Origin of the sequence: Janthinobacterium saanense (genome assembly GCF_014200675.1) — a bacterium.
Lineage (GTDB): Bacteria > Pseudomonadota > Gammaproteobacteria > Burkholderiales > Burkholderiaceae_D > Janthinobacterium.
Genome location: NZ_JACHCI010000020.1, coordinates 22,853 through 42,657 on the forward strand (window position 1 = coordinate 22,853; position 19,805 = coordinate 42,657).

At 61.2% G+C, this 19,805-nt stretch carries 20 protein-coding genes and 1 riboswitch; of the genes, 9 read left to right on the forward strand and 11 right to left on the reverse strand.

Annotated elements, in window-relative coordinates; genetic code table 11:
* The first annotated feature begins 64 nt into the window (after positions 1–64).
* The 5 genes from HDE72_RS22150 to HDE72_RS22170 all read left to right on the forward strand — a co-directional run bounded on the left by HDE72_RS22150 (position 65) and on the right by HDE72_RS22170 (position 4,005).
* Positions 65–685, forward strand: coding sequence for an LON peptidase substrate-binding domain-containing protein (locus HDE72_RS22150; protein ID WP_183745834.1), 621 nt, complete (start codon positions 65–67; stop codon positions 683–685).
* 138 nt (positions 686–823) lie between these two features.
* A complete protein-coding gene (locus HDE72_RS22155) occupies positions 824–1,591 on the forward strand; it encodes a DNA-binding protein (protein WP_260176863.1) in 768 nt (255 codons plus the stop codon).
* A 92-nt stretch (positions 1,592–1,683) separates the two neighbouring features.
* Positions 1,684–2,259: a chemotaxis protein CheB gene (locus HDE72_RS22160; protein ID WP_183745837.1), complete on the forward strand. Its 576-nt coding sequence runs from the start codon at positions 1,684–1,686 to the stop codon at positions 2,257–2,259.
* A 69-nt stretch (positions 2,260–2,328) separates the two neighbouring features.
* Positions 2,329–3,258, forward strand: a complete 930-nt coding sequence (locus HDE72_RS22165) for a cupin-like domain-containing protein (protein ID WP_183745839.1) — start codon at positions 2,329–2,331, stop codon at positions 3,256–3,258.
* A gap of 45 nt (positions 3,259–3,303) precedes the next feature.
* Entirely contained in the window at positions 3,304–4,005 is a 702-nt protein-coding gene (locus tag HDE72_RS22170) for a YjjG family noncanonical pyrimidine nucleotidase (protein WP_183745842.1), read from the forward strand.
* Here HDE72_RS22170 and HDE72_RS22175 read toward each other — a convergent pair whose 3' ends face one another.
* The 4 genes from HDE72_RS22175 to trpS form a co-directional block, all read right to left on the reverse strand.
* A complete protein-coding gene (locus HDE72_RS22175; protein ID WP_183745845.1) occupies positions 4,006–4,938 on the reverse strand; it encodes a DMT family transporter in 933 nt (310 codons plus the stop codon).
* An 87-nt stretch (positions 4,939–5,025) separates the two neighbouring features.
* Positions 5,026–6,276, reverse strand: coding sequence for a voltage-gated chloride channel family protein (locus HDE72_RS22180; protein WP_183745848.1), 1,251 nt, complete (start codon positions 6,274–6,276; stop codon positions 5,026–5,028).
* 92 nt (positions 6,277–6,368) lie between these two features.
* Positions 6,369–6,451, reverse strand: a riboswitch (Fluoride riboswitch).
* Positions 6,452–6,500: 49 nt separating this feature from the next.
* Positions 6,501–8,090: a pyridoxal-dependent decarboxylase gene (locus HDE72_RS22185; RefSeq protein ID WP_183745851.1), complete on the reverse strand. Its 1,590-nt coding sequence runs from the start codon at positions 8,088–8,090 to the stop codon at positions 6,501–6,503.
* A 124-nt stretch (positions 8,091–8,214) separates the two neighbouring features.
* Entirely contained in the window at positions 8,215–9,294 is a 1,080-nt protein-coding gene (trpS, locus tag HDE72_RS22190; RefSeq protein WP_260176864.1) for a tryptophan--tRNA ligase, read from the reverse strand.
* Positions 9,295–9,586: 292 nt separating this feature from the next.
* Here trpS and HDE72_RS22195 point away from each other — a divergent pair, with 292 nt between their 5' ends.
* Positions 9,587–11,551, forward strand: a complete 1,965-nt coding sequence (locus HDE72_RS22195) for a CocE/NonD family hydrolase (RefSeq protein WP_260176865.1) — start codon at positions 9,587–9,589, stop codon at positions 11,549–11,551.
* Here the strand turns inward: HDE72_RS22195 and HDE72_RS22200 are convergent.
* Positions 11,491–11,679, reverse strand: a complete 189-nt coding sequence (locus HDE72_RS22200; protein ID WP_183745853.1) for a hypothetical protein — start codon at positions 11,677–11,679, stop codon at positions 11,491–11,493. The two genes, HDE72_RS22195 and HDE72_RS22200, sit on opposite strands and share 61 nt — an antisense overlap.
* Positions 11,680–11,771: 92 nt before the next feature.
* Positions 11,772–12,389 carry a LysE family translocator gene (locus tag HDE72_RS22205; RefSeq protein ID WP_183745856.1) on the reverse strand — a complete coding sequence of 206 codons (618 nt, stop codon included), beginning with the start codon at positions 12,387–12,389 and terminating at the stop codon, positions 11,772–11,774.
* 65 nt (positions 12,390–12,454) lie between these two features.
* Between HDE72_RS22205 and HDE72_RS22210 the strand changes: the two genes are divergently transcribed.
* Positions 12,455–13,375, forward strand: coding sequence for a LysR family transcriptional regulator (locus HDE72_RS22210; RefSeq protein ID WP_183745858.1), 921 nt, complete (start codon positions 12,455–12,457; stop codon positions 13,373–13,375).
* A gap of 166 nt (positions 13,376–13,541) precedes the next feature.
* On the opposite strand, the gene HDE72_RS22215 is transcribed toward HDE72_RS22210, so the two are convergent.
* From HDE72_RS22215 to HDE72_RS22225, 3 genes are all read right to left on the reverse strand, one after another.
* The gene (locus tag HDE72_RS22215; protein ID WP_183745861.1) at positions 13,542–14,363 is read right to left on the reverse strand and encodes a substrate-binding periplasmic protein; all 822 of its coding nucleotides are present in this window, start codon (positions 14,361–14,363) and stop codon (positions 13,542–13,544) included.
* Between the two features lie 143 nt (positions 14,364–14,506).
* Entirely contained in the window at positions 14,507–15,757 is a 1,251-nt protein-coding gene (locus tag HDE72_RS22220) for an MFS transporter (RefSeq protein ID WP_183745864.1), read from the reverse strand.
* 142 nt (positions 15,758–15,899) lie between these two features.
* A complete protein-coding gene (locus HDE72_RS22225; RefSeq protein ID WP_183745867.1) occupies positions 15,900–16,556 on the reverse strand; it encodes an HD domain-containing protein in 657 nt (218 codons plus the stop codon).
* A gap of 193 nt (positions 16,557–16,749) precedes the next feature.
* On the opposite strand from HDE72_RS22225, the gene HDE72_RS22230 reads away from it, so the two are divergent.
* Positions 16,750–17,241, forward strand: coding sequence for a chemotaxis protein CheW (locus HDE72_RS22230; protein WP_183676491.1), 492 nt, complete (start codon positions 16,750–16,752; stop codon positions 17,239–17,241).
* Between the two features lie 74 nt (positions 17,242–17,315).
* Entirely contained in the window at positions 17,316–18,932 is a 1,617-nt protein-coding gene (locus HDE72_RS22235) for a methyl-accepting chemotaxis protein (RefSeq protein WP_183745870.1), read from the forward strand.
* On the opposite strand, the gene HDE72_RS22240 is transcribed toward HDE72_RS22235, so the two are convergent.
* Both HDE72_RS22240 and HDE72_RS22245 read right to left on the reverse strand, forming a co-directional pair.
* Entirely contained in the window at positions 18,929–19,456 is a 528-nt protein-coding gene (locus HDE72_RS22240) for a ribonuclease HI family protein (protein ID WP_183745873.1), read from the reverse strand. The genes HDE72_RS22235 and HDE72_RS22240 overlap by 4 nt on opposite strands.
* Positions 19,453–19,803 carry a hypothetical protein gene (locus HDE72_RS22245; protein WP_183745876.1) on the reverse strand — a complete coding sequence of 117 codons (351 nt, stop codon included), beginning with the start codon at positions 19,801–19,803 and terminating at the stop codon, positions 19,453–19,455. Before HDE72_RS22245 ends, HDE72_RS22240 begins: the two co-directional genes overlap by 4 nt.
* Between the last annotated feature and the right edge of the window lie 2 nt (positions 19,804–19,805).

A 19,805-nucleotide genomic window follows, 5' to 3' on the forward strand; every position in this document is an offset into this window, starting at 1 on the left:
GCGGCTGGAGGGGCGGCGAGTCGGGGCGCGCTGCAAGGATATGCCATTCGTGCCATCATGCGCCATGACTTCGATACCTTTGTTCCCGCTCAATACGGTACTGTATCCCGACGGTTATCTGCCGCTGCAGATCTTTGAGGTGCGCTATCTGGACATGATACGCAAATGCATCATGGGCGAGCAGCCGTTCGGCGTGGTGCAGTTGTTGGACGGCACGGAAGTGCGCAAGCCGGGCCAGCATGAAACCCTGGCGCCGGTGGGCACCCTGGCGCGCGTGATCGAATGGGCGGCGCCCTTGTCGGGCTTGCTGCAAATCAAATGCATCGGCACGCAGCGCTTTCGCATCCTGCACAGTGAACAGCTGCAGCATGGCTTGTGGATGGGGCAGGTAGAGATGCTGGTATCCGACAAGATCATCGCCATCCCGCAAGAACAGCAAAATGTGGCCGATGCCCTGGGCGCGCTGATACGCACCTTGCAGGAACAAAAAATCCCCGTGGACCAGATGCCGATGCAGCCGCCATACCGCCTCGATGAGAGCGGCTGGGTGGCGAACCGCTGGTGTGAACTGCTGTCGTTGACATCGATGCAAAAACAGTTATTGCTCAGTCAAGACAACCCCGTGCTGCGGCTGGAACTGGTGCAGGATGAACTGAGCGAACATGGTTTGCTGGAAAATGAGTAAGCCCGGTTAAATCCAGATCAAGATTCTATTGTTCAATTATAATTTCTATTGAGAAATACTTTACGTTTTGCCCTCGCTTGGATAAGATGTTGTCCCTAAGCATCATGTCTCAGAAACATGGTGACCCCGGCAACAACCATGAGCAATACACGAGAAAACGAGATGGCAAAAGTAAGCGCGGAACAGATCAATGCGGCGATGGATGCGATGGCGGCGCAAGGCCAGGCCATCACGGTGCGCGCCCTGCGCGAAACCCTGGGCAACGGAGCGTGCCTGGGCACGGTCAGCAAGCTGTTGCAGCGCCGCAAGGCCGGTGCGCAGCGCCAAATCGCCGCGGCTGCCACCTTGTCGCCGGTGCTGCAGCAAGCCATACTCGATTTCGTAGGACAGGAACTGAGCGCCAGCCACACCGCGCATGAAGCCGAGATGAATGACAATCAACAGGAATTGATGGACCTGGCCAGTGAAAACGAGCGCCAGCAAGAGTTGCTGGAAGTGCAGGCTGGCGAGCTGGAAACCTTGCGCGCTGAACTGGAGCGTGAACGCCAGGTGGCCAACCAGGCCCGCACGGATCTGGCCAAGGCGCAACTGCGCCTGGAAGGATTGCCGCGCCTGGAAGAGGCCGCCGAGCAGGCACGCATGGACCTGGCCAAGGCGCAGTTCAAGCTGGAAGGCATACCGCGCCTGGAAGAGGCTGCCGAAGCGGCGCGTGCCGAACTGATACAGGCGCAGCTGCAACTGGAAACCCTGACCCGCGTGGAAACGGAACTGGCTAGCGCACGTCTGGAACTGGAAGCCGAGCGCGAAGAGCTGGGCGAGACCCGCGCCGAACTGGACGAAGAGCGCACCTTGCGCATCAAGGCCCAGCAATTCATTGTCGATCCTATCTTCAAGACGCCGGTCTGAGCTTCGCCACCGGTTCACGTTCATACGGTCAGGGCTGGCCATAGCGTGACGTAATCAGGACCTCTTCCATCGTCGTGTGCAAGGAGGCTTGCATGGAGCCGTTGGTACTTATTGGTGCTTCCGCAGGTGGCTTGAAAGCGTTGCCTGTCATTTGTGCCTGCTTGCCAGCAAACTTTTCGGCGCCTGTGTTGATCGTCTCGCACGTGGGCGCGCGCAAGAGCCTGCTTCCCGAAATTCTGTCCCGGCATTGCCCTTTGCCATTACGCCATGCGCGTGACGGGGAGCCTGTGATGCCAGGGCGCATCCTGCTGGCGCCGCCGGACTGGCATATGCTGGTCCGGCGGATGAAGGGGCAGGGCATGGTCTGCTTGAGCCGTGGACCGAAAGAACACCATACACGCCCCGCCATCGACCCCCTGTTCCGCAGCGCCGCCAGCGCATACGGCGCCAACGTGGTGGGTGTCATCCTCAGCGGCTATCTGGATGATGGCACGGCGGGCTTGCAGGCGATCAAGGCTGGCGGCGGCAAGGTCGTGGTGCAAGCGCCGTCCGATGCGCTGGCGCCATCGATGCCGCAAAGCGCACTCGACAAGGTGGAGGTGGATTGGTGCTTGCCGGCAGACAAGATCGGTCCGCTCTTGCTGGCGCTGGCCAGTTCTCCCCCCTAGCAGCACGATGTTAAACTGGCGGCCAGTTTGGCTGCACGGTTGCAGCGTTCCCCATGAAGTGTAAAGTCGATGCCAGTAGAGAAGAAGATAGCCAGTTCCCATCCAGCGCCACGCGTGTTGCCGCCCAGGCCGCCGGCCGCGTTTGCCTCGCCCGAAGACGCGCTTGCCAGGAAACAGGCGCGCGAGCGCAAGGATGCGCAGGTGCGCGGCGTGGCGTCCATCGCCGCCATGCGCACCGCGATCAAGCACGCTGCGCGCGAGCTGCCCACCATTTCCAGCGTGCCGCAGATGGGCATGCTAGGGGCCGCCGCATTCCGGGCGCAGGCTGCACGGGGCTTGCCCTTTTTGATGAGCGGGCTGGTCAAGCGCTGGCCCTTGTTTGGCGAAACGCCCGACATTCTGCGTCAGCGCTATGGCCATGTGCCCGTGCGGGCGCGCGTGGGCGACTATATCAACACGGCTTTTGCGCTTGATCGCGCCATGCAGGATATGTCTATGCTGGCATATTTGGACCTGGTGGACAGTGGCGTACACGCCTTGCCGCCGTATCTGGGCAACCTGGAATTGCGCGAATTAAATAGCCAGTGCCACTGGCCCACGTATTTCGACAAGATGGGGCCGCCGCGTTTCTGGATCGGCCCGGCTGGCACGGTGACGCCCCTGCATTGCGATTACGATGACAATATCTTTGCGCAAATCTGGGGCAGCAAGCGCATTTTCCTTGCGCCGCCGCATCACGACGAATTCCTGTACCCGAGCGAAGCGAACGCCATCCTGTTCGGTTCACCGTTCGACCCGGAAGCGCCCGATTTCGACAAGTTCCCGCTGGCGCGCCAGGCCAGCATGGTTGTATGCATCGTCCACCCGGGCGACATGCTGTACGTGCCGGCCGGCTGGTACCATCAGGTGCGCGCGCTGACGTTTTCGCTCTCATCGAACCGCTGGGCGCGGGCGGTGCCGCTGGCCTTGCAGGGGGAGGCGAGCTCTGCTTTGAGATAGGTCATGCTAACATGCAACATTACCTCCACTCTCATAGCGGAACTGATGAAGCACACCCTGTTTTTGTTTGACTTAGATGATACCTTGCTCGACTTCCGGGCTTCCGAAAAGCTGTCGTTTGTACGCACCATGCAGGCTTTGGGCTTGCACGAGCGCGTGGACGGGCTGTTCACCGATTACCAGGTGATCAACACCGAACTGTGGCGCAAATTTGAAACGGGCGCAGTGAGCAAGGATTTCCTGAAGGTGGAGCGTTTCCGCGCCACCTTTGCCAGGCATGGCCTGGGGCTGGACCCGGAAGCGGCCAGCCTGCTGTACCTGGACTCCCTGCCAGACACCGTGGTGCTGATCGACGGCGCCCGCGAGGTGTGCGTGGCGCTCGCCGCCATCGGCGAGGTGGGCATCATCACCAATGGTGTCGATACCATCCAGAACCGCCGCATTACCAGTTCGGGCCTGGGCGACTGCATTTCCTTTGTCGCCACTTCCGAAGCATGCGGCCATGCCAAGCCCGATGTCCGCTTCTTCGAGTACGCCGCCGATATGGCGCGCCCCTTTGTCAAGGAAGCAGCCATCATTATCGGCGACCGCCTGGACGCCGATATCCTTGGCGCCAACCGCTATGGCATCGACAGCTGCTGGTTCAATCCGGCCCGTCTGGCCAATACTTCGCTGGCGATCCCCACGTTTGAAGTGGCCAGCCTGCACGACATCGTGCCAGCTTTAAAGGCGCTGGCGCTGGTCTGATTACTGGCTCAGCTCGGCCTTAGCGCTGTTGCCGGCCTTGTTAGGCCGCCATTCACTGAGGATGCCGGCGGCGATAATCAATACGGCACCCACGATGGCCAGGCCGGGCAGGCGTTCACCTGCAATGCGGCCGATCACGCCCGCCCACACCGGTTCACCCGCATAGATCAGGGTAGCCTTGGTGGCGGAAATGCGTTTTTGCGCCCAGTTCATCACATATTGAATCAGCGCGCTGGCGCAGCCCAGCGCGATCACGCTCAATACAAAGGTCTTGCCGAGTGGCGGCGGCGCTTCGCCGAGCACCGGCATCAGCAGCAGCGCGATCAATGACGCAGTGGCCAGCTGCACAATGGTCACGCGCAAGATATTCAGGCTGGCAGCCACGCGGCTGACCAGGATAATTTCCAGCGCAATCGCAATCGCCCCCACGGCCGTGATCAATTCACCCTGGCCCAGGCCCATGCTGAGGCCATCGGTGCCCGTCAGCAGCAGCAAACCCGTAAAGGCCACCACCACAGCCACCCACACGGCCGGGTGAGGGCGTTGCTTGAAGACCAGCCATTGCACCAGCGGCACAAGCGGCACATAAAAGGCGGTGATAAAGGCCGACTTGCTGCTCGAAATAAACATCAAGCCATAGGTTTGCAAGGTGTAGCCGCCAAAGATGGTCACGCCGATGGCCACGCCCGTCACGAACTCGGCCTTGGTCAGCTTGAACAATTGGCGCCGGCAAATCAGGGCGCAGATAGCGGCGGCGATGGCAAAGCGGGCGGCCACAAAGGCCAGCGGCCCGCTGGCGGTGACGGCATTGTGGACGACCAGAAAAGTGCCGCCCCAGATAAAGGTGATGGCGATCAGGGCCAGTTCGGGCAGGTTGACAAGGGAAGAAGTACGGGGTTTGGTGCTGGTGGCAGAAGGTACTGGTATTTTCATCGAAAGCTATGCGGTGGGCAAAATGTTTCCCATTATACTAGCGGCACTATATTGCCCTCCTGGGCAGAGGCCCGTGGCGGGCGGCGTTCAATCCGGCTTGCCATCTTGCTGCCGAGCTTGCTGCCGTTTCACATGTCCGCTGCGCTGCGCCCGGTAAATGCCGGCGTGGCCTGAAAACAGATACGCCACCACGCAGGCGATGGCGGCGTACACGCCGATCTCGGCGCCAAACAGTTCCATCGCCATCAGGGTCGAGGCGATAGGCGTGTTGGCCGCACCGGCAAACACGGCCACGAAACCGATGGCGGCCAGCAAGGTGACGGGCTGGTGCAGCAAGGGACCGAGTGCGTTGCCCAGGGTGGCGCCGATGAAAAACAAGGGCGTGACTTCGCCGCCCTTGAAGCCGGTGCCGAGCGAGACGATGGTAAATACCATCTTGCCGAGGAAATCCCAGGCCGGCAGCGGTTGTTTCAAGGCGTCGACGATGGTGGGGATGCCCAGGCCGATGTACTTGTCGGTACCCAGCAGCCAGACGGCGCAGGCCACCACCAGGCCACCCGCCAAGGGGCGCAGCGGGGCGTAGCTGATCCAGCGTTTCATGGCGTGCGACAAGCCATGCGTGGCGGTGGCAAACACTTTGCCGGTGATGCCAAACAACATTCCAGCAATCACCATGGCAGCCAGGGTCCAGGCCGAGATGGCGGGAATCAGTGGCACGGCGTAGTGGGTGTGTTGTATGCCCCACAGCAAACCCACCTGGTCGGCAATGACGGCGGCGGCCAGGCAGGGCAGCATGGCTTCGTAGCGCAGGCGGCCGATGGCCAGCACTTCCAGGCCGAAGATGGCGCCGGCCAGCGGCGTGCCAAACACGGAAGCAAAACCGGCGCTGATGCCCGCCATCAAGATGATGCGGCGGTCCTCGTTATTCAGGCGAAACAGCCGTGTCAGCTGGTCTGCCAGAGCGCCGCCCATTTGCACGGCCGTGCCTTCGCGGCCCACAGACGCGCCGAACAAATGCGAGACGACGGTGGCGCCCAGCACCAGCGGTGCCATGCGTAGTGGAATGATTTTTTTCGGATCGTGGATTTCATCGATGAGCAGATTCGCGCCGCCTTCCACGCTATTGCCGTAGCGCAGGTACAGCCAGCCGACGGCAAAACCGGCCAGCGGCAGCAGCCAGATCAGCCAGGGGTGAAGCATGCGCGTATTGGTCGCCCATGCCAGGGCAAACAAAAAGCCGGCCGAGGCTGTGCCCGCCAATATGGCCACCAGGGCGGCAATCAGCAGCCATTTCAACAGATGCAAGAGCAGGTCGGTGAGGGCGGAAATCCGGGTCATGATGCGTGTCCAGTCTGGGGTGGTTCGAACCTGGACAGGCGGCCGATGCATCCACGCCAAGCGCGCGCCTGCATCTTTCCAATCATCCAGGAAAGTCTGCAGGCATCATCAGCCCGAAGGCGGTTCACGAAAAATTTTAAAGTTGCGTGGGAGGAATGCCATCTCCAGACAAAATTCTAGCACTGTTGAGCAAAGGACACTACAGTAGGATGTTAATCATCCTCTTACAAGCCCAGCTCGGCCACCAGCGCCTGGCCGATAGCCCGTTGTTCATCGAGGATGGCCTGCAAATGCTGGGGCCGCGTCTGGACGTTGCTCATCACCACGCGCAATACATTGGTCGGGCCTGGATACGGCGTCGATTCGAGCACCGTGCGCGACACAAAACTGTGGCCTTCGGCTTTTTGCCGGTTTTGCAGCTTGGCGGTGAGGGTGTTGAGTTGCTGGTTCAATGCCGTTGCCGCTTCGATCTGGCCGCTCTCGAGCAAGGCGGCCATGCGCTGGCGCAAGTGCGCGGGCACGTAGCGGTAGGTGAGAATAAACGTGTCCGAGCGCGTGAGCAGCTCGAAATCCTGCTGCCAGGCCAGCAAATCCTGCAACTGGCGCGACAAGGTGGCCGCCTGTTGCAGCAGGGTAGTGTAGCCGGAGACGCCCAGCACCTTGAACGTAGCCCACAGTTTCAAGGTGTCAAAGCGGCGCGAACCTTCCAGCGAAGTCTGGCCCAGGTCGCCGGAATTGTCGCGCAGGATGTAATTGGCGTTGTGTTTCAGTAAATTCAGGCTGGCGCTATCCTTGAACAGCACCATGCTTTGCGCCATCGGCACCCACAGCAGTTTATGGCCATCGATGACGACGGAGTCGGCCAAAGCTATCCCGTCGTACAACGGGCGGAATTGCTCGGCGATCAAGAGGGCGCCACCCCAGGCCGCATCCACATGAAACCAGATGTTTTCACGCGCGGCAATGGCCGCCATGGCGGCCAAAGGATCGATGGCGCCCGTTTCCGTGGTGCCGGCGATGCCGATCATGGCCACCACCTTGATGTTGCGCGCTTTCAAGCCGGCAATCGTGGTTTCCAGCGCGGTGATATCGATGCGGTTGTCGCGGTCGACGGGCACCAGGTGCAAGGCGTTTTCACCGAGGCCCAGGGTGGCCAGGGCTTTCTTGGCCGAATAATGGCTGCGGGCCGAACCGATCACGGCCAGGCCGCTATAGCCGGATTCCTGCATGGTGGCAAACAGGCCGCGCTTGCGCGTGCCCGGTAGGTGATGCTCGAGCGCCACGGCCAAGGCTGTCAAATTGCCCATGGTGCCGCCATTGACCACATTGCCCAGCGCGCCGCTGGTGGCCGCCATCGCCTGCGTGTAGACCGCATCGTCGTGCTGGTAAACCTGGCGGTGCAGCCAGCCCAGAATCTGCTTTTCGATCAGGGTCGAGACATAGGCGGTTTCAATCTTGACCTGGTTCTGGTTCAGCGCCGCCGTAAACGCTTCGGCCAGCACGCTGACCCAGGGCAGGGCCTGGGTCATGTGGCCGATATAGCGCGGGTGGTTCAGCTGGGCCGTATTGGCCAGCACGGTCGCATCGAGTTCTTGCAGGAAATCCGTCACCGCCATGCCATGTGCGGGCGGGGCGATGCTGGACAGTTGCGGTATCAGTTCCGCATACGGCGTATGCGGATAGGGCGTGTCGCGCCCGGCAGCCAGCCAGCCGCCCAGCATGCGCAGCGCCTGCTGCAAGGGAGCGGGCGCCTGCTGCAGAGCATCGATGGAAAAATGCTGCTGCAGCAGCTGCTCGATAGCGGTATCGTTCATTGCGCCTTCTTTGCCGATTACTTAATGACTTATTCTATGGTTACAAACGCACCGCGCCCTGGCGGAGACGAGATTTTACCCGACTCCGGCAGGGCGCATCAGCTTGCTAATACTAAATGATGATTTAAAAGTAATTCAGACCCAGTGCCGACTTGACTTCATCGGCCGTGCGGGCCGCCACTTCACGGGCGCGGAACGTGCCTTCTTTCAGCATCTGGATGATCTGGCCCTTGTCCTTGGCGAACTCTTCGCGGCGTGCGCGTATCGGCGCCAGCAAGTCTTGCAGCACCACTTCCAGGCGTTTCTTGACGATGCTGTCGCCCAGGCCGCCGCGTACATAATGCGCTTTCATTTCTTCCAAGGCGGCTTTTTCCGGATCGAAGGCATCCAGGTAAGTAAAGGCTACATTGCCTTCCAGGTGGCCAGGATCGGCCACGCGCAGGTGCAGCGGGTCGGTATAGACTTTTTTCACGGCGGCGGTGATTTCTTCCGGCGTGGCGCCCAGGTTGATGGTGTTGCCCAGGGATTTGCTCATCTTGGCCTTGCCATCGATGCCGGGCAGGCGGCCGATTTCCGGCACCAGCGCCTTGCATTCCATCAGCACTTCGCGGTTGTACATGCGGTTGAAGCGGCGCACGATTTCATTGGTTTGCTCGATCATCGGGATCTGGTCTTCGCCGACCGGCACCACGCCTGCCTTGAAGGCCGTGATGTCGGCTGCCTGGCTGGCCGGGTAGGTCAGGAAACCGGCCGGGATGTCGCGCTCGAAGCCGCGCAAGCGGATTTCTTCCTTGACGGTCGGGTTGCGTTCCAGGCGCGCCACGGTGACGATGTTCAGGTAATAAAAGGTCAGCTCGGCCAGTTCGGGGATCTGCGACTGGATGAACACCGTGGTCTTGCTCGGGTCGATGCCGACGGCCAGGTAGTCCAGCGCCACTTCGACCACGTTGCGGTGCACCTTGTCGATGTCATCCATATTGTCGGTCAGCGCCTGTGCGTCGGCCAGCATGATGAATTGCTGGTAGTCGTGCTGATAGGTCACGCGGTTGCGCAAGCTGCCCACGTAATGGCCCAGGTGCAATGGGCCGGTCGGGCGGTCGCCCGTCAGGATCACGGATTGCGAAGCGATGGCGGCGGCGGACAGCGGTGCCGCCGGTGCGTTGTCCTGGGTGTCGGGGGTATCTGGGGTATTGGGTAAGCTCATCAAGTTTCCTTTCGAGCCACCTGGTTCGGGGATGATCCAGGACTGAGCCTGTTACGCCACCGAGTTAGGCGGCGTTGATCATAATCACATCACTATACAGTGGCCGCGCGGAGTGAGCGGGACCACCAATTCAAGCAGGCGTGTTGTGAAGGGATAAAGTTCATGGCGTTATGGTTGCAGTTCAACGGCAATCTGTCAAGTTTTGTCGGGAAAGGTGGGCCGCGTTGCATTGCTTCAGGGCCATTGTTTCGCTACCATGGCTGTTTATCTTTGTCGTTCTTTGGAGAAATACATGCGCCTCCGGCCTGCTGCCCGCTATACCCAACTCACCCTGCTCGGCGCCATCATGGCCGCTGCGCCAGCCTTGCATGCACAAACGCAGCAAAAGACAGCGCCGATGACGCCGTATATGCAGCCCGATATCGGCGCCAAGCTGGCCATGCCGGACTTGAACGACTACGTCAAGCGTGTGGTGATGATACCGATGCGCGACGGCGTCAAGCTGTACACGGTGATCGTGGTGCCGAAAGACGCCAGGCGGGCGCCCATCATGCTGACCCGCACGCCGTACAATGCGGCCCGGCGCGCCGAGCGGGCCGCCAGCCCCACCATGCTGGGACTGTTGCCTCAGGGTGACGATACCCTGGTCGAGCACGGTTACATCCGCGTGTTCCAGGATGTGCGCGGCAAATATGGTTCCGAGGGTGACTATGTGATGACGCGCCCGGTGCGCGGCCCGCTGAACAATACCAAGGTCGACAATACGACGGACGCCTGGGACACCATAGACTGGCTGTCGAAGAACATTCCAGAAAGTAACGGCAAGGTCGGCATGCTGGGTTCTTCCTACGAAGGCCACACGGTGCTGATGGCGCTGGTCGACCCGCATCCTGCGCTGAAGGTGGCCATTCCGATGAGCGCCATGGTCGATGGCTGGCGCGGCGACGACTGGTTCCACAATGGCGCTTTCCGCCAGCCCAGCCTGTCGTATATCGCGGGCCAGACTGGCGCGCGTAGCGGCGGTCCATCGCCGGTATTGGGCGTCTCCGACGATTACGAGGCGTATCTGCGCATCGGTTCGGCCGGCGACTTTGCCAAGAAATTCGGTATCGACAAGCTGACCTACACCAAAAAACTGTTCGAGCACCCGGCTTACGACAGCTACTGGCAGGAACAGGCGCTCGACAAGATCCTGGCGAAAAAGCCGCTGACCGTGCCGACCATGCACGTGGTGGGCCTGTGGGACCAGGAAGATATCTATGGCCCTTACGCCACCTATACGGCGATGGAAGGGCGCGACAAGAACAATAACCTGAACTATCTGGCGGTAGGCCCATGGCGCCATAGCGGCGTCAACTATGAAGGCTCGACCCTGGGACCGCTGAAGTTCGACGGCGACACGGCGCGCCAGTTCCGCGAAAAAGTCATGCAGCCTTTCCTGGACCAGTACCTCAAGGATGATGCACCGGTGGCCAATACGGCGCCCGTGACGGTCTACCAGAGCGGCACCAACCGATGGCAGCGTTTGCAGCAGTGGCCGCTGGCGTGCGATACCTGCGATACCAAGCTCACTTCCATCTACCTGCAAGACGGCAACAAGCTGGGCTTTACCGCGCCACAGGTGGGTGTCGAGGCGACTGGCGCCTATGATGAGTACGTGTCCGATCCGGCCAAACCCGTGCCTTTCGTGCCCCGTCCCGTGCGCCTGAACGATGGCGATGTGTGGAAACCATGGCTGGTCAGCGACCAGCGCGGCTATGCCGACCGTACCGATGTGCTCAGCTATGTATCCGAGCCATTGAAAGCAGCGGTGCGCATCGCCGGTGCCCCGGTGGTGAACCTGTTTGCCTCGACCAGCGGCAGCGATAGCGACTGGGTGGTGAAAGTGATCGACGTGTATCCGGACGAAGTGCCATCGCAGCCTGCGATGGGCGGCTACCAGCTGGGCATCTCCATGGATATCTTCCGTGGCCGCTACCGTGACAGCCTGGAACATCCGACGGCGATACCATCGGGCAAGGTCGAGCGCTACCGTTTTGCCTTGCCGAACGCCAACCACGTCTTCCTGCCGGGCCACCGCATCGCCGTGCAGGTACAGTCGAGCTGGTTCCCGCTGTACGACCGCAACCCGCAAACCTTCGTGCCGAATATCTTCCTGGCCCAGCCTGCTGATTACCAGAAGGCCACGCAGCGCGTCTACCACGCGGTGGGAGCGGGCAGCGCGATCGAATTGCCGATCGTGCCGAACGACAAGTAAGAAGTAAACAGGCAGCCGGCCCGCATCAGTGCGGCGCCGGCTGCCACTGGCGCCTGCGTCATGGCCCACAGGGCAAGGGCGTAGAAAGCGAGCGTGCCGAAACCGCTGAACAGCGCGCCAGCATCCATAGCACTAATTCCACTCCATTCAGTAAGAATATCCACATGGTGTACGCTGCTGGCGCGCTTGACAGGCGTACGCCGATGCCGTCGATAGGTTCCTAGCGGATCCCGCCCATCAAGGCCAGCAGCACGCCAAAGCCGATCAGCAATGTGCCGAAGAACCGGTCGATCCAGTGACGCATGGCCAGCAGCCGTTCACGCACGGTGCCGCTTGAAAAGCACAGCGCCACCAAACTGAACCAGACCATGTGGACTCCCGAGATGAACGCCCCATAGCCGATTTGCATGGCCAGCGGGGTGTCGGGCCGCATCGCCTGCATGAACAGGCTGATGATGAACACCGTGGTTTTCGGATTCAGTGCATTGGTCAGGAATCCCGTGCGCAGCGCCGCCATGTCGGACAGCGGCGCCATGGTGGCGTCGGCCAGCGCGCCACCCGGCGCAGTGCGCAGCATTTTCACGCCGAGCCAGATCAGGTAGGCCGCCCCGGCCAGTTTGACGGTGCTGAACAGCCACGGCGACTGCTTGATCAGTATGCCCACGCCAATCAGGGTATAGCCGACGTGAACCAGCACGCCCAGCCCGACGCCCACGGCGGTGAGCACGCCGGCGCGGCGCGACAATATCAGGCTGTTACGCGTGACCATTGCGAAGTCCGGGCCGGGACTGATGACGGCGAGTAGTGTGATGGTGATTACAGCTAACAGTTCAGTCATGCTTTATCCTATCGGTGATTTACGAATAGCCTGATGTTATCCAAATAAACCACCAGTGAATAACGATGATTCCTGACCACGATAGTGATTCAAAGTCACCATTAAATGACGCCCGGCTACCTTCTTTATTGGCGCTGCGTTGCTTCGAGGCGGCGGCACGGCTGGAGAATTTCACCCGTGCGGCTGATGAGTTGCACCTGACGCACGGCGCGATCAGCCGTGCCGTGCGCACGCTGGAAGACGATCTCGGCGTGGCGCTGTTCGAGCGGCGCAGCCGCCGCGTGTTCCTGACCGACGCCGGCCGCAAACTGGCGCAGGCGGTTCGCGATGGGCTGGGATTGATGCGCCAGGCTACCCGCGAATTGCGCGCCAGTGCGCGTCAACAGCGGCAGTGGGTACTGTCGTGCGAACCGACACTGCTGATGTGCTGGCTGATTCCGCGCTGGCCGGACTTCCAGGCCAGGCATCCCGCCATTAATATCCACCTGGTTGCCGGCGGCGGAGCGTTTTCGTTCGACAGCGGCATCGATCTTGCCATTCGTCGCGACGATTTCGCGTGGTCCGATGCGATTCATGCGGCGCCGCTGTTCGCGGAAAAAAACGGCCCGGTATGCCGCCCGGACAAGGTCAGCACATGGTTCACGTCGGGGAGAAACGCCGCGTTGCGGCCGGCGGCGCCGCGCCTACATACGCGCACCCGGCCGAACGCATGGCCGGCGTGGGCGGACTTGGCCGGCCAGCCACAGTCCGAGGCAATCGGACAGCGCTTTGAACATTTTTATTTCAGCTTGCAGGCGGCCGTGGCTGGATTGGGCGTGGCCATCGGTCCCTGGCATCTGGTGCGCGACGATATCGAGCATGGCGTGCTGGCCGCGCCGATGGGCTTCGTCGACGATGGATCGCACTATTGCCTGCTGTCGCCCGCGCCGTTGGCCGAGGGCACGCCACAGCGTGATTTGCTGGAATGGCTCAAAGCAATGGCGTGAGCCGGCGCTGCTGACTGGAAGCCCTAGCGGGCATGCTGTTGGTTTTTTTGCCAGGCGGGTTCCGGGTTGACGCGCCTTATCCGATCGATGGCCTTCCAGCTGGCGTGCAGCAGGGCAGCAAATAAAACGATGGCGACGACGGAAGCGGACATGGCGCGAGAGGCCCTTAGCGCGGCCTGACGCTGGCCGACAGCAGCTCAGACCTGTGATTGCGCTGCAAGGCGTCCAGCAGTGCGCCTGAGCGGCCCACTTTTTCCAGCAATTCACGCAAGGTGGCCTGGTCTTCCGGCGTGAGGGTTTTGCGCGACAGATAGGCGCCGCTCATGCCCCAAGGTAATTCGGGCAAGGCTTCCAGACGCAGGCGGTCGGCCATGCCATACACGCGGGCATCGTTTTGCGCCACGCCGGACAGGATGGTCGGGCTCATGATGGTGGCGTCGATGAATCCGCTTTGCATCAGCCGCGCCACCGAGAGGGCGTCGACTTCATAAAACAGCCGGCCCTGGCTACTCAATTCCTTGGCCAGTGCCTGGTAGGACGCGCCGTAATCGTAGCCGCGCACCAGCGCCACCCGCAATTCGCGTCTGTCGATCAATTCCTGCATGTTGTTGATGGGTGCGCGTGCGCTTTGCAGTGAAATGAGCAGGGGGCGATTGCCCATCAGGGGCACGAACAAGCCTTGCTGATCGCGCCGCTGGGTGCTGGTGGCGGGGATCAGCAGGTCGGCCTTGCCCAGCTCAAACATGGCTTCCTGGCGTGCGCGCGGCACGGCGGTGAAGACGAAGGTGCAACCCATCCTGGCGCCCAGCGCACGCAGCAGCTCGGGATAGATGCCGCTGATGCTGGCGCCATTGACGACGACGTTGGGGCTGACCGCCGAGACAGGCACCTGGATATCGCGTGAACATTGCCCCCACGCCAGGGTTGGCAGGGCCAGCGCCAGCATGGCCGCGGTACGGCGCCAGGCGCTGCAATAAAAATCAGTCATACCCATCCTTGCTCGCACTCGAATACCGAGCGTTTGTACGCCCGGCGGATTCCTTCATTTTCACCTATTTATTTCTTACGTGCAATGCTTAGCTGGGCTACCCGGGTGTAGTGCGTAGGCTGGATAATAACTTTAGTCGCAGCTTACTTTGCCCCGCGTAACTTGAAATAACGCCAGGCAACAATCAGACCCAGGGTTTGCATGATGGCGCAGACAAAGAAGGTGCTGCCGATGCGCCAGTCGTTGGCGGGCAAATGGCTGACTTCACCGAGGATGGCGCTGCCCAGCAGCGGCATGAAGATGATGCCCAGGCTGCTGATCGATTGCAGGGAGCCCATCAGTTCGCCCTGTTCACCGGCTGCCGAGGCCTTGGAAATAATCCCTTGCAGGGCAGGACCGGCGGCAAACGCCAGCAGGTTGCACAGGATCAAGCCGTACATCATCCAGCCCTGCGTCGCCAGGCCATACAGCAAATAGGTGATGGCGCCCGATACCATGCCCAGCAAGGACAGCCGCACTTCACCCAGGCGCTTGATCAGTATGCCCAGCAAGCCTGCCTGCACGACGGCCGCGCACAGGCCCACGCAAAACAGCGCGATGCCATTCTGGCGCGGCGTCCAGTCAAAACGGAAATGGGTGTACAGCACCCAGGTGGTGTTGAGCATCATTTGCGCAAACGTCATCAAGCCAAAGGCCAGCACCAGGCCACGGATTTCCAGGCGGCGCAGCAGTTTCAGCAGGGCCGCGAAGGGATTGATACGGGCCAGGGTGAACGGTGCTTTGGCGCCTGGCGCCAGCGATTCAGGCACGAAGAAATAACCGTAGATGAAATTGGCTGCCGACAGGCCGGCCGCCACAAAGAAGGGCAGGTGCAGGTTGATATCGCCCAGCAAGCCGCCCAGCATCGGACCGCAGATAAAGCCCAGGCCGAAGGCGGCGCCTATCTTGCCGAAGCTCTTGGCCCGGTTCTCGGGCGTGGAGACGTCAGAGGCGTAAGCCGAGGCGACCGACATGCTGGCCGACGAGACGCCGCCGATGATGCGGCCGATGAACAGGCAAGCCAGGTTCGGCGCCCAGCCCGTGGCCAGGAAGTTGATGCACATGCCGGCCATTGAATAGAGCAGCACGGGGCGGCGCCCCACGCGGTCGCTGATGGCGCCCAGCATGGGCATGAAGATGAATTGCAGCAAGCCGAACACGGCGGCCATGATGCCGTACCAGAAAGCTTGCTGCTCGCGTCCGCTGACGAAGTCGCCGATCAGTATGGGCAGCACGGGCACGACCAGGCCGATGCCCAGCATGTCGATAAAGACGCAGACGAGGATGAAGTTCAGATTGCCGCCGCGCGCCGGTGCTGAGGGCGCGGGGGAGGGGGTAACGGTGTCGTTGGACATGCAGGCTTTCGGCGCAGTCCCCGCGCCGCCGGTCTGGCCAGGCTGGGCGGGGATAGGTGGTTGGCGTGGCGCCGGCGTATCAGGCCGCAGCGCTAGCTGAGCCTTGTATTATAGACAGCAGGCGTCTTGCTGGCTATCACCATCAAGCAGCCGGTGCGATGGTCCACTCTTGCGCAAAGGTGCTGCGGAAGTCGGTGAGTATGGTCAGGCGGCTTTCGGCCAGCGCGCGCCCAGCCTGCGTCTGCATCTTGCCTGGCAGCTTGGCCAGCTTGGTCTCGATATGGTCGAGCGCGTAAGCCTTGTCGTTCAGCGGACGCTGTAGCGCCAGCGGATCGGCGCCATGCGCCAGCGCGCTATCCATGCGGGCCGCCGTATAAAACAGCCGCGCCAGGCCGACGGCGCCCAGGGCGTCGATGCGGTCGGCGTCCTGCACGATGCGTGCCTCGATGGTGTGCGGCGCCAGATCAGCAGAAAAGCTGTGCGTTTCGATGGCGTGGCCCACGCCGGCCAGCTTGTCGGATGGAAAATCCTGTTCGGCCAGCTGGCGGCAGGCCAGCGCAGCGGCCTGGCGCGACGCCAGATGGCGTTCGGGATGGTTTTTCGGCAAGTTGACCAGGTCATGCAGATAGCTGGCCGCCATCACCACCAGCGCATCGGCTTCCGGGTGCTGTTCCAGCAAGATGGAGGCATTGCGCCAGACGCGGTGCAGATGCGCGATGTCGTGGGCGCTGTCATCGCCGAGGCCGGCGGTAGCCAGGGCCAGCAGGCGAGGCTGCCATAGGGTAAGCAAAGATTGCATATTTCTCAATGGGTGAAAAACGGAGGCGCTAGTGTGGCATAAAGCGGCCTGCAGCGCAGCGCTTTTGGCTAGATGCATTTTCTTGTGCATGTAAAATTTACATGAGGTAATATTGCCACGCAGAAATTTAAGACGCAGGCTTTGCGGCAAATTAGTTGTAAAAATAGATAGATTATTTTACTAAAGGATTATCATGAACACTATCGCTAGCGAGTCTGGCGCGGCCGTCGCCAAAGCTGCCGAATATCTGGCTTTTACCCTGGGGCAGGAAGAGTATGGCATTGACATCCAGAAGGTCAGCGAAATCCGCAGCTATGAAACGCCGACCCGCATCGCCAATGCACCGGAATTCGTCAAGGGCGTGGTCAATCTGCGCGGCATCATCGTGCCCATCGTCGACATGCGCATCAAGTTCAACCTGGGCACGCCCAGCTATGACCAGTTCACCGTCGTCATCATCCTCAATATCGGCAACCGCGTGGTCGGCATGGTGGTCGACCGCGTCTCCGACGTCACCACCTTGCTGCCCGAGCAAATCAAGCCGGCGCCCGACATGGGCCGCTCGCTCAATACGGAATACGTGATTGGCCTGGGCACGCTCGACGAGCGCATGCTGATACTGGTCGATATCGATCTGCTGATGTCGAGCGCCGAGATGGGCTTGATCGAAAAGCTGGCTGCCTAAGCCATCGCCATGTAGCAGATTTTCCTGGCGCACGGTTCCACTGGACCATGCGCCAATTTTTTCAGGATAGTATTATGAATATATTAAGAAATATCAGCATCGGCTCCCGCCTTGGCCTGGGCTTTGCCGTGATCCTGCTGTTTTCCATGTTGATTACCGGCATCAGCGTATGGCGTTTGCACGACGTGGCCACGGCCACGCGCGTAATGATGGAGCAGCCTTTGGCCAAGGAGCGCCATATTTCCGACTGGTATGGCCGCATCGACAGCGCGGTGCGCCGCACGATCGCGATTGCCCGCAGCTCCGATACCTCGCTGAGCGCGTATTTCGCCGAAGAATCGAAAGTCTCGTCGGCCAGCTCGGCCGAACTGCAAAAGAAGATCGAGGCGCTGATAGCCCAGCCGCTTGAAAAAACCATGTTTGCCGCCTTGCTGGAACAGCGCAAGCTGTACCTGAGTTCGCGTGACCAGGTCTACCAGCTCAAGGGCGAAGGCCAGGCCGAGGCCGCCAACGAGGTATTTGAAAAAACCTTCGTGCCGGCTGCCGCCACATACCAGAAGATGGTGTTTGAATTGCTCGAGCATCAGCGCGCCAGTATCGACGCCACCGCGCGCGATATCGACCGGGTGGCCAGCACCAGCCGCAACTTGCTGCTGACCTTGGCCGTGCTGGCGCTGGTCTTTGGCGTCGTCTGTTCCTGGCTGCTGACGACCGGCATCGTCGGCCCGCTGCGTACGGCTGTCGATGTGGCGCGCCGGGTGGCCGATGGCGACTTGACGGCGCAGATCGATGCCAGCGCCAAGGATGAGACGGGGCAATTGCTGCTGGCCTTGAAAGACATGAACAGCAGTTTGCTGACCATCGTCGGCGAAGTGCGCACCAGCACCGACAGCATCGCTACCTCATCGACCCAGATTGCGGCCGGCAACCAGGATTTGTCCAGCCGCACGGAGCAGCAGGCCGGCTCGCTGGAAGAGACGGCCTCGTCCATGGAAGAACTGACCTCGACCGTCAAGCAGAATGCCGACAATGCACGCCAGGCCAATCAGCTGGCGGCAACGGCGGCGCAAGTGGCTGTCAAGGGCGGCACGGTAGTGGCGCAGGTGGTGGGCACGATGGATGCGATCAACGCCTCGTCCAACAAGATCGTCGACATCATTTCCGTGATCGACGGCATTGCTTTCCAGACCAATATCCTGGCCTTGAACGCGGCCGTGGAAGCGGCCAGGGCAGGTGAGCAGGGCCGTGGCTTTGCCGTGGTGGCCACCGAGGTGCGCAACCTGGCGCAGCGTTCAAGCCAGGCGGCCAAGGAAATCAAGGCATTGATCGGTGATTCCGTCGAACAAGTCAGCGCGGGCAGCAAGCTGGTGGCGCAGGCCGGTTCGACCATGGACGATATCGTTGCCAGCGTGCACCGCGTGAGCGACATCATTACCGAGATCACGGCCGCCAGCAACGAGCAAAGCGTGGGCATCGATGAAATCAACCGCGCCATCGGCCAGATGGATGCCGTGACCCAGCAAAACGCGGCCCTGGTGGAAGAATCGGCGGCGGCCGCCGAATCGATGCAGCACCAGGCGCACAATCTGGCGCATGTGGTGAGCGTGTTTAATCTGGGTGGGCAGGGTGGCTTGAAGCGGCCGGCGCTGCAAAAGCCGAAACCGGCTTTGCGGATAGGCCGCGCTGCTTAATCTTGCGCTGGAGGATCTTGTTCCACCCACGCAGCTATCGCCAGTTGCGACAGCCTGTCCGCCTCGCCATTGCGGTGGCGCGGTATCCAGCGCAGGGTCACGTTGTGGAGTTGTTGCAGCAGGGCCACGACGCTGGCCCTTTGTGTTTCCAATCCTTTTGCACCCAGCGGCGTACTGCCCAGCACATCGTTGATGACGACCTGGCTGTCGCCATACAGCAGCAGTTCCATGGGAGGCGGGCTGAGCGCCAGCGCCGCTTGCAGCACGGCCGTCAAGGCCGCGTATTCTGCTTCGCTGCTATTGCCATAGTCTAGCGCTTCACTGACCTCGATACGCTCACCCTGCGGGCCCAGCAGCAGGGCGCCTATGCCCAGCTTGCCAGGGTTGGGATGGGCGGAACCGTCGAACCAGCCGCGCCAGGCCAGCGGACCTGCAGCATCCTGGCGCCTGGCGGCCCATAAATCTCGCCGCGCCTGCATCTTTGCTTCCTTGCGCTGCCTGCGGGCGTCTGCCTCTGCCGTCATCGCGTGAGCAGCACGGTATCGATCAGGCTGGCTATCCAGCAAGCGACCAGCACCCACACGGCGATGCCCATCGCGGAGCCATCGCTGGCGGACAGGGCTTGTACTTTTTCCAGGATCAGTTGCGGGTCCAGCGGCAAGGCGCCGCTATTGATCTGGTCCATCAACTGGTCCGTGCGGGCCATGATGTCGCGCAGCACAAAGAGCAGGGCGGCGAGAGTGGGCAGAATGTACAGGCAGGCGCGCAGTGGACGTTTCAACAAGAAATGTCCACTGCCGGGGAAGACCAGGCCAGAGAGCAGCAGGGCCTGGGTGCGCTTGTTGCGTGGAAAGGAGGGAGAGCCGCTCATGC